The sequence below is a fragment of the Vibrio thalassae genome (assembly GCF_900089835.1).
GTDB classification, from domain to species: Bacteria; Pseudomonadota; Gammaproteobacteria; order Enterobacterales; family Vibrionaceae; genus Vibrio; species Vibrio thalassae.
The window spans coordinates 1-16,754 of sequence record NZ_OANU01000015.1; the positions used below are offsets into that span (position 1 = coordinate 1).

Sequence of the window (16,754 nt, forward strand, 5' to 3'; positions counted from 1 at the left end):
AGGTAAGGTCGCTTATATCAAAGGTTACTACAAGGATTTTCAAGCAAATACCATTCGAACACGCCGGGTACTTTCCTACTTTTTTCTCGGTAAAGAGTTGATAGGAAGAGAAGCTTACTCATTTAGCGTGAAGGATCTGGCCTTAGCCGTAGGAGGCCTCAAAGCGATAAGTGCGGCAGAGTTCCGGTGAAAGATGTGGGGATCCCTCAGGCTTTGAGCTGTTAACACGTTGGCCACATAAGCAACTAAATGGAACAGCGTCAACCTTGTTTGCTACTGCTGACCATGAACTCGGCCGTAACATCACACTTTCTGTTATTCAACAAGCATTGCAGTTCTTTGCTAAAAAGCCAATCCCATTAAATTTCAACTTCTCCTGCGCTCAAATACTGCTAACAGACTCTATTTCAAAGCTGAATGAAATCATTCGTGAAACGGCTTATCCGAACGATATGCTAACATTGGAAGTGACCGAAAGTTTTTCTAACAGTGATCTTTGCGCACTGAGTTCTGTATTGGCACAGCTCAACGCCATAGGCATCAAAACTTCGTTGGATGATTTCGGAGCTCAAGCGGCCTCGTATGACAGATTGTTTACCTTACCACTGCAACAAGTAAAAATAGACCGACAGTTCATTCACGCAATAGATTGCGATCCTAGAAAACGTCTTTTGATGCAACACATTGTAGAGTTCGTGCCGTATTTCAATTGTCAGTTAATTGCTGAGGGTGTAGAAACCGTTGACGAGCTGAAAGCCCTAATCAAAGCTGGAGTTAACTTCGCTCAAGGCTTTTATTTATCCCATCCCCTTGACCTACTTTCCATGGAAGCTAAATTGGGCTAGAAGAGATACTGTGGTGGGGTATTAGACTAGATTTCTTTTGCAGTAATGGATTGCTTCCATGATTCACCGACGTCTAAAAAGACACCCGAAAAGTAACCTTCACCGTTTTTATCAACATCAAATCGAGCAAGTGGATGTTGAATGTCATCGCCAATTAGCCTCTGATACATGCGATCTCGATTCGGCTTGTTGTCTTGCGCAACCAGTGTTCCTCCAACGCGTGGCGCAGCACGTTTCACTTCATCGCTTAGTAATCCGTATACCTTATTCAAGACGAACATGCCGATTCGGAATCCTCTCAGGCGTTCTGGCAGTATGAAGTCTTCAATATGAAAGGTGTTAACTTGGCCGTTGAAAACTTGAAATTTGAAGTGCTCGATAAGTGGGTTGTGACCGCTGTGCTCTACTCTCACCTCACTGACGAAAAGGTTATCCTTAGTTGAATAAAAGTTTCGAACATCAAATGTTATCTGGCATAGTTCTTCAGAGTCTCCAGCTTTGCTGATGCTATATGTTTCTGTGAATCTAATTTCTTTATCTTCCATACTTGGCATTACTCCGTTTAATTTAACAGTCAATTTTTATCTATCGTCAACTCCAATAATTCGAATGACCTTTGCCTGCCGCAGCGCGAAAATGAACGCTGCGTATAATAATGGAGTGACGCCCAGCGTTATAACTAACTTATATTCAGGTGCCACATACTGACTGACAAACAAAGCTATGGCCGTTGTGAAAATAGCCACACACAATAACAATAAACGTCCTGTAATTTTCTTATTCATCTGCGTTCCTATTGGTCTAGTTCAATGTACCGTATAGCCATAACGTCTTATAGACTTTGACATTTATTTTATAATGTCTCCATTATTTATCGTGTCCGATTCCGGGTGCATAATTTGTCGGCGGCATATCCCACGATTCTCCCGCGCCGTCATTTGATTTTCCACGGAACGTACGGGAGGTTTCATCTGCGATTTTCGAACCCATATTTCCTGCAATTTCACCGCCTTGTTGACCAACCACCGCCGCGCCAGCAATCATAGTCATAAATGATGAGGCCGCAATGTTGCCAACCATTTGCACCAGCATCACCCACACAACAGGGATAAGGTAAACGAACGTCGCGCTAGTTGCAGAGATGAGGTACATCTGCATGTCAGTTCTATTCGATATATTGTCTGCGTGAGTGATCAATGATTCAGAGTAATCCGAAAGTGACAACAGGATGGTTTCCAAATGCGTCGATAAATTAAGCCAAAATGGTACAACAGAAACAGAGAAATACAGTAGTACCCAGTTGAATAAAAACTTTCCAGAATAGCCCGATAAAATCATTAATATCGGCAATGCAATCATTAGAATGGTTTGCGACAGCACTACTAATATCGGCCCTATTAGTGTTACCGCGTGTGCTTTTCCTGATTCGATTAAATTGTTCCACAATGCGCCAACCGTGACCATTGCGTTCGTCAGTGCCTGCGTCATCGTTGTCGTCGACTCAGTACTTTCTTCATCCATAAATAAGCTTTTCACCCAATCGACACCATCGTTTAAGTAATTAGCGGCAATTCCAATTGAGCCGCCCATAAGCGAGGGGATCGAGTAACCAAACCACGATGTGCTGCCTTCAGTTGCTTCTCCAAACCAACGCTTAGAGCCCTCTGGGGTGGTCAGTGCGTTGTTATAGACCGCTAGCGTGAGATCGTGAAGAACTTGTGATTGTGTTGCTGAACTATTGAACATCTTCACGTATGCCAACATATTCGCTGATTTTTCTTGATAATTGGCTTGGGCCAGAACGTCACTTTTAAGCTTATTATAAAGAGCCTCGCTCATAGTGGCACAACTCTTTGTCTGACCTGCTAACGATGGAGTAAACCACGTATTTGGGATCTCCATCGTCAACTTACCCCGACTCTCTCCGACAATGTGTGTTCCGTTATAGACGCTGTGCATTAACGTCGCTTGAGGATCAAAATCGGGCTTTCTGAAACTCCAGCCATTGAGATTATTTGTGTTACTTCTAAAATTTTTGCCTTGCGCCATCGCTTCTTGAGCTTCTGCTGATGCCAGTGCGAAACATTGGTTATTAAACGTTAACACAGAGCGATACACGGCTTCTGAACTTGGTATTTGATCTCTAACAAACGTAGAAACTTCTTTTTTTGATGCTCCCTTGGTACACGCTAAACCTGACGTTAACGCGCTATTTATACCTGTCGAAAGTGTGTGAACTATACCTGCCACCATCGACGGTGACGTACTGGCAATACCCAACGCTTGCAGCGTTTGCGTATCAATGCTATTCGTCTGCAACAGATCACTTGATGTCAACGATGGGTTATCCATGCACGAATATTGTGCGTATTTCATGTTCAAAACCGTTCCTGTCGGCATTACCACCATCATGATCGCTAAGAGCATCGGCCAAAACCCTTTTTCAACATTCTTTATCGCCAAGACCGCAGGAGAACCCTCATCGAGTCCTTGTGCTCGAGCTTCCAAAAAGGACACCACGAACATCACAATAAATGGCAAAAAAACAATGCCAAGGCCATTGAAGATGTCCCACACGCTTTGAGAAGCCATACTGCTAAGCGGCAGTAGAAAAAGACCGCTTGGATCGTTTGTCGTTAAGTTCATTAGCCAATTTGCCTTTTATTTGTGTCCATAGTGCCACTTGCTCCGCGAGTCAGCGCTTGTTTCGTGAGGGCCGTTCCCGCTTTTGCAGCCGCAGCCGCATTCACAGTGAACAATCCAACAAGGAATGGACCGAGGTTAAGTCCTGCAGCCACACAGACCATAGTCCAACAGAGCAACACCACAACAGGAGCACTCAGAGCCATATAGTGCAGTGCTAAGCCAGCGTTTTTTAGTGTCACGTAGCCGTAGGCGCTATCTGCCAATAGCCAGAGCAAATCCGATACAAATAACGCGAGATTAAGCATGTAATGCGACATCGCCAAATAGAAATGAACAAAGAGAATGTTCATGGCGAGTGACCAACTGTAACCACTAATAACAAATAGAAACGGAGACGCCACATAGACCACCGCTGTTATTATTGTGATGAAAAGAGGTAAAATAAGGTAAAGATTGGTGCGTTCTGCGGCTTTTTCAAACATTGACATTCCCATGCCTATATTCACTAAGCGCTCTTTCACAAACGATTTGGTATCCAAATCTGAACCAACTGCCGTATTTCTCACCCCATCTCGTACCAATTCCCAAGCTTGAGAGAGGATGGTTGTCTCGTGCGGCGTCCCTGGCACGATAACGCTTCTTTTTCCGGTCACTGCGTCGAGGAAGGCTTGGTGCAGGTAAGAGTTGAAAACATCATCTTTAGTCAGATTTTTTAGCGTACCATCCGCCATTGCTTGCGGAAAAATTGAATAGGATTGAGCGATTCGATCTATCGCTTGCAGATGATTGCTGTCATTTTGAATGTAAGCTTCTAAGGCCATCTTCATGTCTTTGGCCACATCGTCACATCCAATCAGTAATTCACTTGTTGTATTCTGGGTTTGATAACTATTCTGGGTTTGATAACCATTGTTGACTAATTGGTAGTAATGCGTCGAGTTATTCGAGTTCGGTTCAAAATTGTCCGGATAATATTCCGACTTAATGTTACCCACGTATTCAGACTTGGATACTCTTAACGTCAAGCGCTGCTGAGGGGTCGAATTGACAAGCCCCCGATAGCTTAACCTCAAATTATCACCGAAAAAGTAGTTTTTTTCTTTACTGTATGGATTAGCTAATTTCGTTGTATGGTTTGATATCCCTGTTGCAATCCTACCTTGTGCTGGTCCGTAGCATGAGCTCGCCATGAGTCTCAGATTGCTGACCAAGTTTTGATCCTTGACTTCTATCAGCGCTTTGTCTAACTCAGCCTCCATCGTATCTTTCGTTTTGTTGCAGGCGATCTGACTGGATAACGCTTCTGAAATACCTACCGATACGTTGTTGGAAAGGCCAATTGCAAGAGGCAGTCGGGCGTTTTCACCGGCAAGCTCTTGACCTAGTTCGCCTAGCTCTGGTCCAATACGGTACAAAGCATTACGTGTAGAACCTTGCTCTGAACCACTACACTGGAATTTTGTGAATTTTGCTTTGCTACCCACCTCTCCCATCGGGATGACGAATAAAATAAGCAAGATCAGCATTGGCCAAAAGTTCTTTTCTGCGGTTTTTATCGCATTGATGCCAGGAGAGCCCTCATCCAATCCTTGTGCTCGCGTTTCCATAAATGTAATGACAAACATAACAACAAACGGAACAAACACCAGACCGAGCCCATTGAAGATATCAAAGACCCGTTCTGAAAGGTTGATCGCGTAGGGTAAAATGGCTTGAGCGTATGACTCTTGTACAGCAACCATTGTTAATAACTCAACGTTGCATGAGATGAGCGTTGCTTCTGAGCTGACAATAAGCGTTTAACGTACATCTTCGGTACATAGTTGTTATTTTCAGAGTGCTTCTCTAGTCTCTTACGCTCTTTATCAAGCGTCTCTAACTTAAACTCGTACTGACGAATTAAGCCTGCTTTTTCAATATCAGTTTCCGTCAATAGCGCTTTTACACTATTTTCTATAGCATCCATTGCATACCATGCACGTTGATAAGCGATATCATAAGCCCAACCCATCACATACATTTCGTAAATTTCTCTATCGCCATCTAACGTTGTTAGGTTTCTAAAATAGTTGGCATCGACACGAATCACTGGCTCGTGACCCACAGATTGATAGTCTTCACTGCTTAGCGTATTGATGTCTCTGTTGGCTAGTACGCGAATCTTTGTGGCAATCATCTGTTGTACTTGGCTAATGTAAGATTGAACGCCATACGGCTGGACTTCGATACTTTCACATCCGTTGCAGACGGATATGTGACTATTACCTAAAATGATTTCAGCGATCTGCTTGTTATTGTTTACGTTACCAATGACGGACTTATATGCCTCCGACGCGTTAGGTGCTGGTTGCGAGCCATTGTTTTGGTCGTAGTATTGCCGACATTCAGATTGTGTCAAACCTCGATAAATACAGTAACCGTAAGTCACCACGTTTTGCATCAGATCAATTGCAGGTTGATTCTTGCCTCCTTGTAAGACTCCAAAAATATCGAATCCAGCATCCGCAGCTGCATCGAGTCCACCCTTGACCACATCTTCTACCCTCATGTGATTCCAATCTTGGTCTAACGCGGTGGCGGCGTTGGCTTCGATGATTTTATTTAGCTTAGTTTTGCTCTGCATTTCAATCAGTGGCTCACCCACGAACTCCACTAACGAGTTAGCCATTGTCGTGCAGCTTCCCATGGCCGAAAGGAAGTCAGTCATGGTTAAATCTAACCCTTCTTGTATCAACTGATAAAGGTTCGGATTAGATTTGGAAATGTAGAGCGTGGCCATGAAAATAGCCCCGTCGGTGGAGGCTAGCTGGCGTATTATATTGTCGAAGTTCTCGTAGATTTTTTTTAGTGTGCCATCGGTGAAGGCATTCGAGATAGAGAGGCCAAGATTGCCTTTACACGAGGTGGGAAGACTCACTTTGCCGGAAAGGAGCGTCAAGTCCGGTATAGGTGGCGGAGTAACATTGTAATCGGTCGGTGTAGAAGCAGAGAAAAACAGCTTCATATCGGTCTTATTCGCTTCCGCTACAGTCGATGCAGAAACGTTAGTAGCTGACGCTACAACAAACAATAGACACAGCTTGGACACTACTTGCATTAGTTAGCCTTATCGAGATGCCAGTTCACTACTCTCTATAAAGCTCATGTCAAAATAGTCTACCTTTCTCCGCTGCCCTAAAAGCGGTAAAAAAAAACCACAATAACAAAATCGTTATTGTGGTTTTAGGTTATGAGTTATTTTTCTTCTTTCTCAACAGTCGTTGGCGAGCGCGACGTTGTATCGCTTGCACCGTTTTCGTCTTTACTAAGAAGGGCGCATGATTAAACATTTCGCACCTCCGAGGCTTTGAGAAATTCTTGCTCAAACTGCGCTTGAGGCAGATAAATACCTATTTCTGCCATTTTGAGCCTTGCTCTAACGCGCTTTTGGTGAATCGATAGATTAGGCAACGCCATAACCTTTCTGATCACCTCGTTAACTTGTTGATCTTGTGATTGACCGTACTTGACTAAAGGAGTGTGCTTTACCATATCCAAATTGGTAATGAACACAGTCCCATTAGCTGCACCACATGGGTTGAGTTTAATTCCAAAGAGGTGTTCCGAAATTCGCAACAGGTCCTCTTTACTCGCGTTATGTAGTTTCTCGGCTATTTCAGAGATCAGCTCATAACGAGTCAGTCTGATAATTTCTATCGTCATGTTTATCTCCTAATATTGCCCTTTCGAGCGATTAACTAGATTCGAACAGGCATTAACACCTGTACTCCTTGTTGATTTTCAGCATCCAACATAGTTGTAGCCGTTTTACCATCATTGAAGCCAAAGATAACGTTCTCCGATTTAATGACTTGAAGCGCAGCAATCACATAATCAAAGTTAAAGCCTATATCGATCGTTGTAATGTCTTCGCCAGCCGCCTCGACTTCATCTTCGTACTCACCAATGTCGTTCTTAGCTTTGATGCCACAAAAGTTATCCTTCAGTGACAATTTGCCAATATGAAACTTGGCCGGTGTCATCGGTAGCGCAGAACGCAAAGACTCAAGAAGTTCTTCTCGCCTGAGCATAATGTTGTTCTCCGTTTTCATGGGAACAACACGTCGCCAGTCTGGATACTTGCCATCAATGATTTTTGTCGTGAGACTCGCACCGTTCGGAAGCTGAATCGCTAAACTCGCGCTATTGAACTCGATACCAATGTCACCACTATTAGCCAACTTCAGAATATCTTCAATGTAGGTGATAGCATCGTTACTCAGAATGATGCTGTTCTCCTGCAAAGTGGTACTCACATACGAGGTTTTGGCTATAGATAGTCTATGGCCATCGGTGCCAATCGCACGTAGCGTCCCCTGCTCATCAGAACATAAGCAAATACCATTGAGGTAATAGCGTACGTCTTGCCTTGCAGCGGCGATTTTTGCCACCTTGATGATGCGTTGTAGCTCCTCAGCATCGAGGACCAGATTTCTATCTAAAGTCTCAGGATCGTCTTCAGGAGGATTAAGGTTGGTAACCTTAAGCTCTGTCTTTACCCGACCTGCTTGAATGACCAGTGCAGTTTTCGACTTCAAAGTTAGTGAACAATTTTCAAAGCGCTTTGAGATATTCGTAATCACATCTCTAAGCGTATCGTACTGCACTTGAAAGAGTAGTTCGTCTTCCGAAGACTCGCACTCGATGAGATTTGAGTGTTTTTGGATACTCAAACCATATCGAGTCAGTTGCATCTTGTTGTTCGAAACTTTAATAAACACCTGATCGATAAAGCCTGTGACGTCATCGACTGCGCGTTCATTGATTGCCACAAAACCAATGGCATTCATTAGCATTGCTGCTGTTACTTCAATTTTCATGTTGTCTCCTTGTTTGCTCTTTCGAGCTTTCGTTTTTGATGGATAAGGCCAATGCCCACAACTTTCACCATGTTGCTAATCTACCGGAGTAGACATACCGATACGAGAACGTATGAGTATGTGTACTCGTTGAATAACGAGCCCCCGAAAGGGGGCTAGTTATGTTATTGAACTATGTCGTCTTCATAAAACTCATCGCTGTTTAGATCGATTGTTCCTGAATCATATTCCAGCTCTTGGTCGAAAAACGACTCGTCAAAGTCAAGAAACTGAGACGTCTCCTTTTCCACATCTTCAATTCCAATGAACTCAGATGCTACTAAATCGGTGACATCATCTGTATCACTGATAAACTCCGAAGTTACCTCATCGGTCGCATCGCTTGTCTCATTGATAAATTCAGATGCGTCCATATCGACGACATCCGCTTCATCAATGTACTCTGAAGTGCCTTTTCCTGCAGCGTCACCAACGACAATACCCATCAGTTCATCGGGGGTTGCCAGTAGCTTCAATGTTGTCATGACGATAGATGTTGCCTTGTCATAATTTTCATTTTTTGCTACCGATTGCGGCAAGATACTGATCGTTTGCTCTATGAGGGTTGCTGCATCTTGAAGTACGTTCGTTAAAAACGTAAATCTGATACAGTAATCTCTCATTTCTTCTAGCTTCGAGCGGGTAAAGCGCGTGATTTTTGGCCGTGAATTGGCTGCTTTCGCAGCTTTCATCATCTCATGCTCGTAGCCCTTAGCGAGCTTGACCATACCATCGACTGCGCTCAGCCCGATCCCTCCAATCACGTCATCTTGAACCATTATGGCCATGCCAATCTGAACCTCGATGTACGCTTTATCATAAGCATTAGCGAGTACGATCTGCTTGAAGCCAGGTCGAATTTCTTCGGCCTGTTCTGCAAACTCCATTAATAAAGTGTCGTAGTTCCTAATAAGCTGGCTCTTGATTTCTTCTCGCTCATTTTGCTTATCAATAAGAAACTGGTGCACTTCTTTATAGAGTTCAACAGGTACAGCCCACGTACCAAAGCTACCAAATCGCACACCCATTTTGTCGAGGTAGGTGTAGATCTGCTCCTTATTGTTTCTCAGGAGGTTTGGGTACTTCTTCTCAAAGACCGATTTACGACCAAGAGAAGCGAGCTCTGCTTCGACATCTTTCTTTAATCCAATGTCTTGATAATTGAGGGCTTTTTTAAAATCTGACCCCGTTATCTTTATTTGGATAAGCGCTAACCCTTTACTTTTAAGGGCATCCGATACACTTGCTAACTCCAAGTTTTGATTTGAATCTGACATATTATTTCTCCTATTTTGCCCTTTCGAGCGATTAAATGTCGGCACCGAATGAGTGCCGACGTGTATTACAACGAACTGCTATCAGACAAAATCTGAAGTACGTCCTCTTGTTCATCATGACTTACGCCATTCACGAATGCGATTTTAAATGCATCGCGTAGCATTGTTGAGTGATCGATACCTGTTGCGCCTAAGTAGAACTCGTTTAAAGCAACAACGTTATCTATCCACCCTTTTAGAGAGCGAGTGCTCAATGTACACTCTAAAGTCATAAGAGAAGTCTGCGACTTCTTTGACTCTTCGTGTGCGTTACGAACCCTCTCTGCTACCGTCAACATCAGTTCAATGACACTATCGTAAGCAGTCTCGATCATTGCAGGCGTCATAGAGTCCGCAATTTTCGGATGCTTATTAACGACTTTTTTAACGTATCGCTTCAGAATTTCTCTCTCATCATCTTTGGTAAGATAGAATTTCTCTATGTGGTTAAATCGGTCGTTAACAGATGAGTCACCTCCGCTTTGAATGAAGTTGTTATTGCCAGTACCGGTATTATTAGTGTTGGCAGTAACCATCACTCGCCATTTAGGATGAGCAGTGACCTGTTCACCGGTGATTTCCACCGTAAAGCGAGCATTTTCGATCACCTCGTTCAGCATCTTCTGTTGACGAATTGGAAGCAAATCCCATTCATCAATTTGAAGAGACCACCCATTACGCATTGACGTAACGAGCAGGCCGTAGTGCATGGTCATACCGCCTTGTTCGTTAGGAAGCATTTGCCCCCCAAGATCGATGACCTCAGAATCTTCCCCTAGAATAATTCTCACTAAAGGGATTCCAAGACGTGCATGGATTTGCTCATACGTGCTTGACTTACCAGTGCCATGCAAACCAAAGAGATACGGCACTTTACCGCACTTTTTGAGCACGTACATGAGGACGTGGATCATGTCCGAAAGCTCGAACTTATGCTCTTGCACATTCGGTACTAACGGATGTTTGAATACTTCCTCAGTGCCAGGTAGCAAATATACCCTTTGCGGAATTTTTGTATTCAGATACGGGATGTCTTTTGCCATATCTTCAAGCCCGAAGAGTGTAGCAATCGAAACCGATTTCAGAATGTATTCCAACTTTAGGCCCTCAAAGTCCTCGATGTGACGCTTTGGACCTTTGGTTTGCTTCGCTGGTGCAGACGCTGTTGCTGTTGTCATGGTTTTCTCCTATTTTGCCCTTTCGAGCGGTTGGTGGGTAATGCCAAGGCGCACTATTGCGCTGTCACTAAAGGCTGTGACTTTTTTGCTCTTAGAGCAAAAATCAAGACACGTAAACAAGTGTGCTTACGTCTCTGGACTTTAGGTTAGAGAGAGGCTCACCTCTCTCTATCTTATCTCCTAAGTTCTAAGCGCATTTGGTTGGAAAATTTGCTTTCCATACGCCAATCCTATGCCGAAGCATTTTTTGGCTAGTTGTAAATCGGCTAAGGCTTCCTTATCTCGGAAACACATATAACGTTTACTCGCCTGTTTTTTTCGTGAATGAGTATTTTTAATTATTCCTTTGACAGAGTAATAAAGTTTTTCAAAGTCACGACGGTTTCTGGTTGGTTTGTTTTTGAAGCTAAACATATCTTTCTCCTAAAGTAGCCCTTTCAAGCATTCGTTATTGTTACCAAGGCGCACCGTTGCGCTGTCACTAAAGGCTGTGACGTTTCTGCTCGTAGAGCAAGAAATCAAGACACGTAAACAAGTGTGTTTACGTCTCTGGACTTTAGGTTAGAGAGAGGCAATGCCTCTCTCTAACTTATCTCCAAAAATAGCCTTTTCAGGCATTCTTTACTAATCTACCCATTTCATAAAACTGAGTTTCTGTCACATAAAAACCGGCTGCATACTGGTGGCCACCGCCACCAAAGCTCTCTGCTATGCCGTTCACGACATGGCCTGTTCCCTGCTTCGATCTCAAACTGCATTTAAAACCACCTTTCAGATCGCTGTTTACCAACAGAACAAACGGAACATCCATTTTGTTGTAGATCTCCTGAGCCACATCGCTAATAAACATAGGACTGCAGGTGACTATCGGTACGACAACCGAACCTGAGTCTACGAGCATTTCGAACTCTTTTGCTGAGCAAGCAATGTTTTCGACGATTGACTGATGGTAAAGCACCATCGGTGTTCCAAAAGCCACAAGTTCGTCAAGTTCTTGATTGTAAGCGTGGTCAAAATCATCGATGCCTAAGCCATAATGATTTAAAGCTAAAGCAACCGCTTTGGTATCTTTTAGCTTCCATTGCCACAAGTCGCGATCTCGAACATGTTTTAACAGTGTGGGGATTCGACATCCATCGTCTGTTCGCCATGCAGGATTAAGATTCTCATATTCTGAAAACACTCGCCATGTCAGCGTCGCACCCGATTCCGTCATATCAAATACCTTAAAGATATTAGGATGAGCGACATTATTTAGCTCTCGTTGCGCGCTATCGTGATGATCAATGATGGCCACCTTAAACTTGGCTGCCATCTGATCCAGTTCTGCTGACTTCATTGAGAAGTCGACCATAAGCACTAACTCTGTGTCATCAGGTATCTCGTAATCGTCAACAGCCTTGCCATAAAAGCCTTTCTCAAAGCTGAGATTCTTGTCGGCTTTACTTAGCCAGTACCGCGCAGCCCAGGCGCTCGCTGTACCATCCATGCAGTTACCATGATAGATAACGTGAATGTTGTTAGTGCTACACACGATTTTAGCCAGCGTGTTTCGATCTTGGGTATTGTTCATAATTTTCTCCAACTAGTGCTCTTTCGAGCTAAGTAAATGAGCCACATCTGCACAATTGCAGAGTCACATAACGTGGCAGTGACAGTCAGCCTTTTACAGCTAAACATAGATAAATCAGATCGGACACTGCTTAATAATCGAACAGACTTATCGATATTTAGTTTGCACAAGGTAGACGTTCAAATGACTTGAAAGTAGGAAGCTGAAAAAGAAGTGGAAGCAAATGATTTTTGCTTGTGTAATTATGATACTAGCTAAGGAATGTATCAGATGCAACTCACTTTTTAATTTGCTAACTTAGGGTCGCAAAAAGTGTATTAAAAAAGAGGAACGACGATGATAAACCACACGGACACGGACACGGACACGGAAAATAGTAGTTGTCGCTGAGTTCGGCTGTGGATGTCTTCCACGTTTTGAATTATAGGGGATCTGGCCTCCGATACCAGTCCGAGTCGTCTCTAATCTTTACAAACCAGCACGCGTTCTCCATCTTCTGTAGCAATAAGAGCAAAATGAGTCGCATCGACTAATAACGTACCACCTTCTCGAATAACCTTATCGCGTTCTTTCTCCAGCTGAGAATTGGGTATCGATTGAATGCCTATTTCTGCGCCACCAGAGTTGTATCTAACAATGTTAATAATCATGCGGCCCCCAGAGTAAATTGGTTGGCAACTAGATACGGGATCTCCATTGTTGTTGCATATCGATTCTGGCCGCGAATAGTGTGGATCTTGCGGATCGTGCCTCGAGTCATTTCGATGGCTTTCCATGTGCCATTGCTGTGTCGGAACGCAATGAAATGCACGTCTCCAATCTTGGTTTTGATTAACGAAACCAATTCTGGAATGTGTGTCGATAGATTGGCATTGTGGGGCTCCACAACCACAATGTTCTTATTGGAAACGATCGCTGTAGACCAATTGATATCCATTATTTTAAGCCTTCTTGCACTGCTCATTTTGAGCGTCATAGTAACCGCATTGAAAACACTGTTTCGCTTTTTTTGGTTTTGGGTAGTAGTTTGAATGTTTAATGCGCCGAGCAATTTTATGTAGATGTGCAATCCGCTTATAGTTTGCGTGTGTAGAGTTGTAAATTGGTATCTGCTTAGATTGTTTTTTTGTTACTACGAATGCATTAGTAATAGGGTACGTTGGACGAGCCGCCACTACAGCCGCAATGAGCTGATTAATATCTGACTCTTTTACGGGCGCGTTCCTCGACTTGTACTCAACAACTGTATAGCTTCGACGTCCTGTGCGATAGATAAAATCAGGTTTAGCACTGAGTTGATAACGATGATTGACGAAACACTTAGAGTTCGGCTTGTCATCGCAATAAACTAGGTGACCTTTGAATCCAAATTGGGTTTCAGGTAATGGCCGCACGATGAGATAAAGCTTATCTAGTGCTAACATAAGCGCTTGAATGGCGAGATAACACGCTGCCACTAGCCATAGGATTTCAAGCCAATATTGCTGCAATTGAGTCTGCAAAGTCTCCAGTATCATCAATTCACTCCCAATATACCAATGAACCATCGCCACAGCCTATACAATAGTGACGGTTGACGATCATCAATATAGGCTTGGGCAGACACCTCTTTATGAGCTATTTGACCTCGTTCTCGCTGTGAACGATTCAGTCGTGAGCTAGATGTGCCGTTGACTTGGTGATAAAACGCTGTCGGACAGAACGTAACGGAACCGATTTCCGACGATGAAACGTAACGCTGTCGTTTATTTTTTCTCATATAATTGATTTACCAATAGCGATTGATGTCTTTCCAAAGCTCGTCTCTGTCAAGCTCATACGTAATGGGCGTTGTCTCTAGTGTGTTGAGAAAACCATCGCTGTCCAAGGCGGTCCCAACGATTGTTAAATCATGCATGGCTTCATTTGTACAATCTGTATCTACCGTCAACACTCCATCGTCATTCCAAATGCAATCAAATTTTGAGGTGTTGCTGTTAAAACGCTTGGTTTTACTTATCTTTCCTATCGTAATGACAGTTTGCTTTACTCCATCGCCCTCGAAGTTGTTCTGAGCGACTACGGACGTAATGAAAGGTTCATTTAACCATTCTTGTTTCGTTACTTTAGCGTCTTCAACCCACTGATTCTGCCATCGTCCTTCTCTCGGCAATCTAGTTGTTTGAGAGCTAATAAGCTGATTAACATTCGTGTAGTAGCGGATCGAGTGTACTTCGTCATTCTCGATCATTTGACCAAATAGAAACCATGAGAATGTAATGCCATTGCTTGGGTATTCCACTTTGGCAGCAGTACATTCGCTGTGCGGTACTACAGTGTTATTCTCGGTGTAACCGATAATGACATTTTTACCATCAGTAGTGGTTCTATTGACGCTACGAAATCCAGTCTCACCCTGTTGGATACGAGAGTTTTCAACCGTTGTGCAAAGCGTTGAGGTTCCCACTTGCTCAGTATCACAGCCCCAAATAGCCACAGTGCTGATTATCAGTAACCGTATTCGTAAATCGCGCATAATCGTACCTAGTCCTTTTTTACTATTTTCTTACTAAGCTTAACGCAGCTAATCAAAAAGCAATCCAAAGATAACCCTTTGATTAACAAGTTAGCCGCCAGGGGCAAGTGAGAAATCTCACTCCCCTTGCAGCTTGTCTCCTAAATTACTCCTTTTCAGGCATGTAGTTTTCAATGTAGATGTGGATGCCACCAACAGCTGTGTTTTCAAATGTACCAGGTGGTACTCTTGTTAACACAGCGCCCTGTCGGTCAAGCAATTGCTTAAACTCTCTGATTGCTTTCACTTTTTCGTTATCAACGATTGACTCAGATACGATCATGGAAATTTCGCCACCAGATCTTAGCATCGTCAAACAGTGCAAAAAGTGTTTAAGGTCTACTCGGTTGCCCCACGGAGGGTTGCCGCAAATACAGTCCACTTGGCCACCGATATCATCAGCAGTCATCGTGAGAAAGTCTTTGTTGTGGCAGTCGTAGCCCTTATCTTGCAATACCTTGAGATTTTCTGACCACAGCTCATTCACGATAGGTTCAATACCCAACGCTTTGATCTCATCTGCAATCGCACCGTGGCCAGCGTGTGGCTCAAAAATGCGCGCATTGGGATCAGATTTAGAACGAGTGACATCAACCACAAACTTGCTCCAGTTCGAGGGCGTAGCAAAAAATGCCATTTCCTTAAACTTTGCTTTTACAACTTCACCATTTTGCAATGTTGACAGCACTTCTTTCGCACAGCGATCTGAAAAGTCAAAACCATTGCGACGATATACACCGCCAGCTGCTTTCACTTTAGAGCGAATGCTTGTGTAGTGCTTAAGTTGTCGCGTCGGTAGCTCAATTCGCTTTGAATCCACCGCAGTAAGCAACTTAAGTTCAGCCTCATAGGAATCAAGCTCAACCACGTTGTTCGACGATGTATTCTCAACGGCAGAAGGTTTACCTTGGCCCGAATCATCAATGGCGATTTCAATCATTGCTGGAATACTAGTGCCGCTAATAATCCCTACAGTGAAACCACCAATGATAAACTCGTAGCGCAGAGTTACGCGCCAGGTATCACCTTGTCGCGCCAGTTCGATACGGTAGTCATGATTCACGACATGCTTATCGACCTTCTCTTGCACTTTTTTCGAAAGCTTAATTGGCAATCGTTTGAATTTGGCACCATAGACTTTTGGTGTTTCTGATTTCTCAAAAACATCCCAAAAATCGACCGCAACAAACGGATCGAGCAGCGAACTTCGATAGGTACTGTGTGACTCGATGTAACCCTTTTCCATTGCATCGCAGCAAGCGCGCTCAATGGAGACTGGATTCAACTCATCAACAATCATCTTTATGCCTTTTGGCAAATTAACAGCGACCAGAACCACCCGGTCTTCAACCTTTTCAATGGCTAAATTAAGCTTCTCTAAGCGAAAATAACGATCACTTTCGAGTACGCAATGAAAAGTCTGATTACCTACTTGCACAGGCATTGAGTCCCAATCAGCCCCAAACACATGCTTCTCCAAAGCGAGGCTTCGAAGAACATTGCCTGCGAGCGAACCAGAAGGCTGATGGCGTAAAAATGCGCCACTGTTTTTTAGCGAGTCTCTTGTTACCACCGCTGGCGAGAAGTGGTATTCAAGTAAGTCTAATTGATTAAACATGGGTGTTTATCTCCTAAATTGGCTCTTTCGAGCATTAGTTGGGTGTTCCGAACCGCACGATTGCGGGTGCCACTTCATCGGTAGTGGCGTTCTACTCAGAGAGTAAAAATTCATTGAGGTCTGCAT

At 43.6% G+C, this 16,754-nt stretch carries 17 protein-coding genes and 1 pseudogene; 2 read left to right on the forward strand and 16 right to left on the reverse strand.

Translation table 11 applies throughout. From position 1 onward, the window contains the following. Window positions 1-190 (forward strand): annotated as a pseudogene (locus VTH8203_RS24850) (IS4 family transposase); the annotation flags it as partial. Continuing rightward, complete coding sequence (locus VTH8203_RS07430) at window positions 171-845, forward strand: EAL domain-containing protein (RefSeq protein ID WP_096993096.1); 675 nt, start codon at window positions 171-173, stop codon at window positions 843-845. The pseudogene VTH8203_RS24850 and the gene VTH8203_RS07430, both read left to right, overlap by 20 nt. Before the next feature lie 26 nt (window positions 846-871). Here the strand turns inward: VTH8203_RS07430 and VTH8203_RS07435 are convergent, their stop codons facing one another. From VTH8203_RS07435 to VTH8203_RS07510, 16 genes are all read right to left on the reverse strand, one after another. Continuing rightward, window positions 872-1,390: a hypothetical protein gene (locus VTH8203_RS07435; RefSeq protein WP_096993097.1), complete on the reverse strand. Its 519-nt coding sequence runs from the start codon at window positions 1,388-1,390 to the stop codon at window positions 872-874. 36 nt (window positions 1,391-1,426) lie between these two features. After that, on the reverse strand, window positions 1,427-1,630 hold the full coding sequence (locus VTH8203_RS07440) for a hypothetical protein (protein WP_096993098.1): 204 nt from the start codon (window positions 1,628-1,630) through the stop codon (window positions 1,427-1,429). Between the two features lie 82 nt (window positions 1,631-1,712). Then, complete coding sequence (locus VTH8203_RS07445; protein ID WP_096993099.1) at window positions 1,713-3,491, reverse strand: hypothetical protein; 1,779 nt, start codon at window positions 3,489-3,491, stop codon at window positions 1,713-1,715. Then, a complete protein-coding gene (locus VTH8203_RS07450) occupies window positions 3,491-5,233 on the reverse strand; it encodes a conjugal transfer protein TraG N-terminal domain-containing protein (RefSeq protein ID WP_096993100.1) in 1,743 nt (580 codons plus the stop codon). The genes VTH8203_RS07445 and VTH8203_RS07450 overlap by 1 nt, the downstream gene beginning before the upstream one ends. A 2-nt stretch (window positions 5,234-5,235) precedes the next feature. Then, complete coding sequence (locus VTH8203_RS07455) at window positions 5,236-6,588, reverse strand: hypothetical protein (RefSeq protein WP_096993101.1); 1,353 nt, start codon at window positions 6,586-6,588, stop codon at window positions 5,236-5,238. Window positions 6,589-6,812: 224 nt separating this feature from the next. Beyond that, on the reverse strand, window positions 6,813-7,193 hold the full coding sequence (locus tag VTH8203_RS07460; RefSeq protein WP_096993102.1) for a hypothetical protein: 381 nt from the start codon (window positions 7,191-7,193) through the stop codon (window positions 6,813-6,815). A 35-nt stretch (window positions 7,194-7,228) separates the two neighbouring features. Next, complete coding sequence (gene dnaN / locus VTH8203_RS07465; RefSeq protein ID WP_096993103.1) at window positions 7,229-8,350, reverse strand: DNA polymerase III subunit beta; 1,122 nt, start codon at window positions 8,348-8,350, stop codon at window positions 7,229-7,231. A gap of 164 nt (window positions 8,351-8,514) precedes the next feature. Beyond that, window positions 8,515-9,666: a DUF3150 domain-containing protein gene (locus tag VTH8203_RS07470; RefSeq protein ID WP_096993104.1), complete on the reverse strand. Its 1,152-nt coding sequence runs from the start codon at window positions 9,664-9,666 to the stop codon at window positions 8,515-8,517. A 65-nt stretch (window positions 9,667-9,731) separates the two neighbouring features. Further along, window positions 9,732-10,883 carry an AAA family ATPase gene (locus VTH8203_RS07475; protein WP_096993105.1) on the reverse strand — a complete coding sequence of 384 codons (1,152 nt, stop codon included), beginning with the start codon at window positions 10,881-10,883 and terminating at the stop codon, window positions 9,732-9,734. 180 nt (window positions 10,884-11,063) lie between these two features. Further along, complete coding sequence (locus tag VTH8203_RS07480) at window positions 11,064-11,297, reverse strand: hypothetical protein (RefSeq protein WP_096993106.1); 234 nt, start codon at window positions 11,295-11,297, stop codon at window positions 11,064-11,066. 196 nt (window positions 11,298-11,493) lie between these two features. Continuing rightward, window positions 11,494-12,456 carry a DHH family phosphoesterase gene (locus tag VTH8203_RS07485; RefSeq protein ID WP_096993107.1) on the reverse strand — a complete coding sequence of 321 codons (963 nt, stop codon included), beginning with the start codon at window positions 12,454-12,456 and terminating at the stop codon, window positions 11,494-11,496. A gap of 461 nt (window positions 12,457-12,917) precedes the next feature. Further along, on the reverse strand, window positions 12,918-13,106 hold the full coding sequence (locus VTH8203_RS07490; protein WP_096993108.1) for a hypothetical protein: 189 nt from the start codon (window positions 13,104-13,106) through the stop codon (window positions 12,918-12,920). Continuing rightward, window positions 13,103-13,393 carry a hypothetical protein gene (locus VTH8203_RS07495; protein ID WP_096993109.1) on the reverse strand — a complete coding sequence of 97 codons (291 nt, stop codon included), beginning with the start codon at window positions 13,391-13,393 and terminating at the stop codon, window positions 13,103-13,105. The genes VTH8203_RS07490 and VTH8203_RS07495 overlap by 4 nt, the downstream gene beginning before the upstream one ends. 4 nt (window positions 13,394-13,397) lie before the next feature. After that, window positions 13,398-13,973 (reverse strand): Dna2/Cas4 domain-containing protein, encoded by a 576-nt coding sequence (locus VTH8203_RS07500; protein WP_158296078.1) that lies wholly within the window; start codon window positions 13,971-13,973, stop codon window positions 13,398-13,400. A 251-nt stretch (window positions 13,974-14,224) separates the two neighbouring features. Then, complete coding sequence (locus VTH8203_RS07505; protein ID WP_096993111.1) at window positions 14,225-14,971, reverse strand: hypothetical protein; 747 nt, start codon at window positions 14,969-14,971, stop codon at window positions 14,225-14,227. Between the two features lie 145 nt (window positions 14,972-15,116). Further along, on the reverse strand, window positions 15,117-16,628 hold the full coding sequence (locus VTH8203_RS07510) for a DNA methyltransferase family protein (protein ID WP_096993112.1): 1,512 nt from the start codon (window positions 16,626-16,628) through the stop codon (window positions 15,117-15,119). Window positions 16,629-16,754 lie beyond the last annotated feature (126 nt).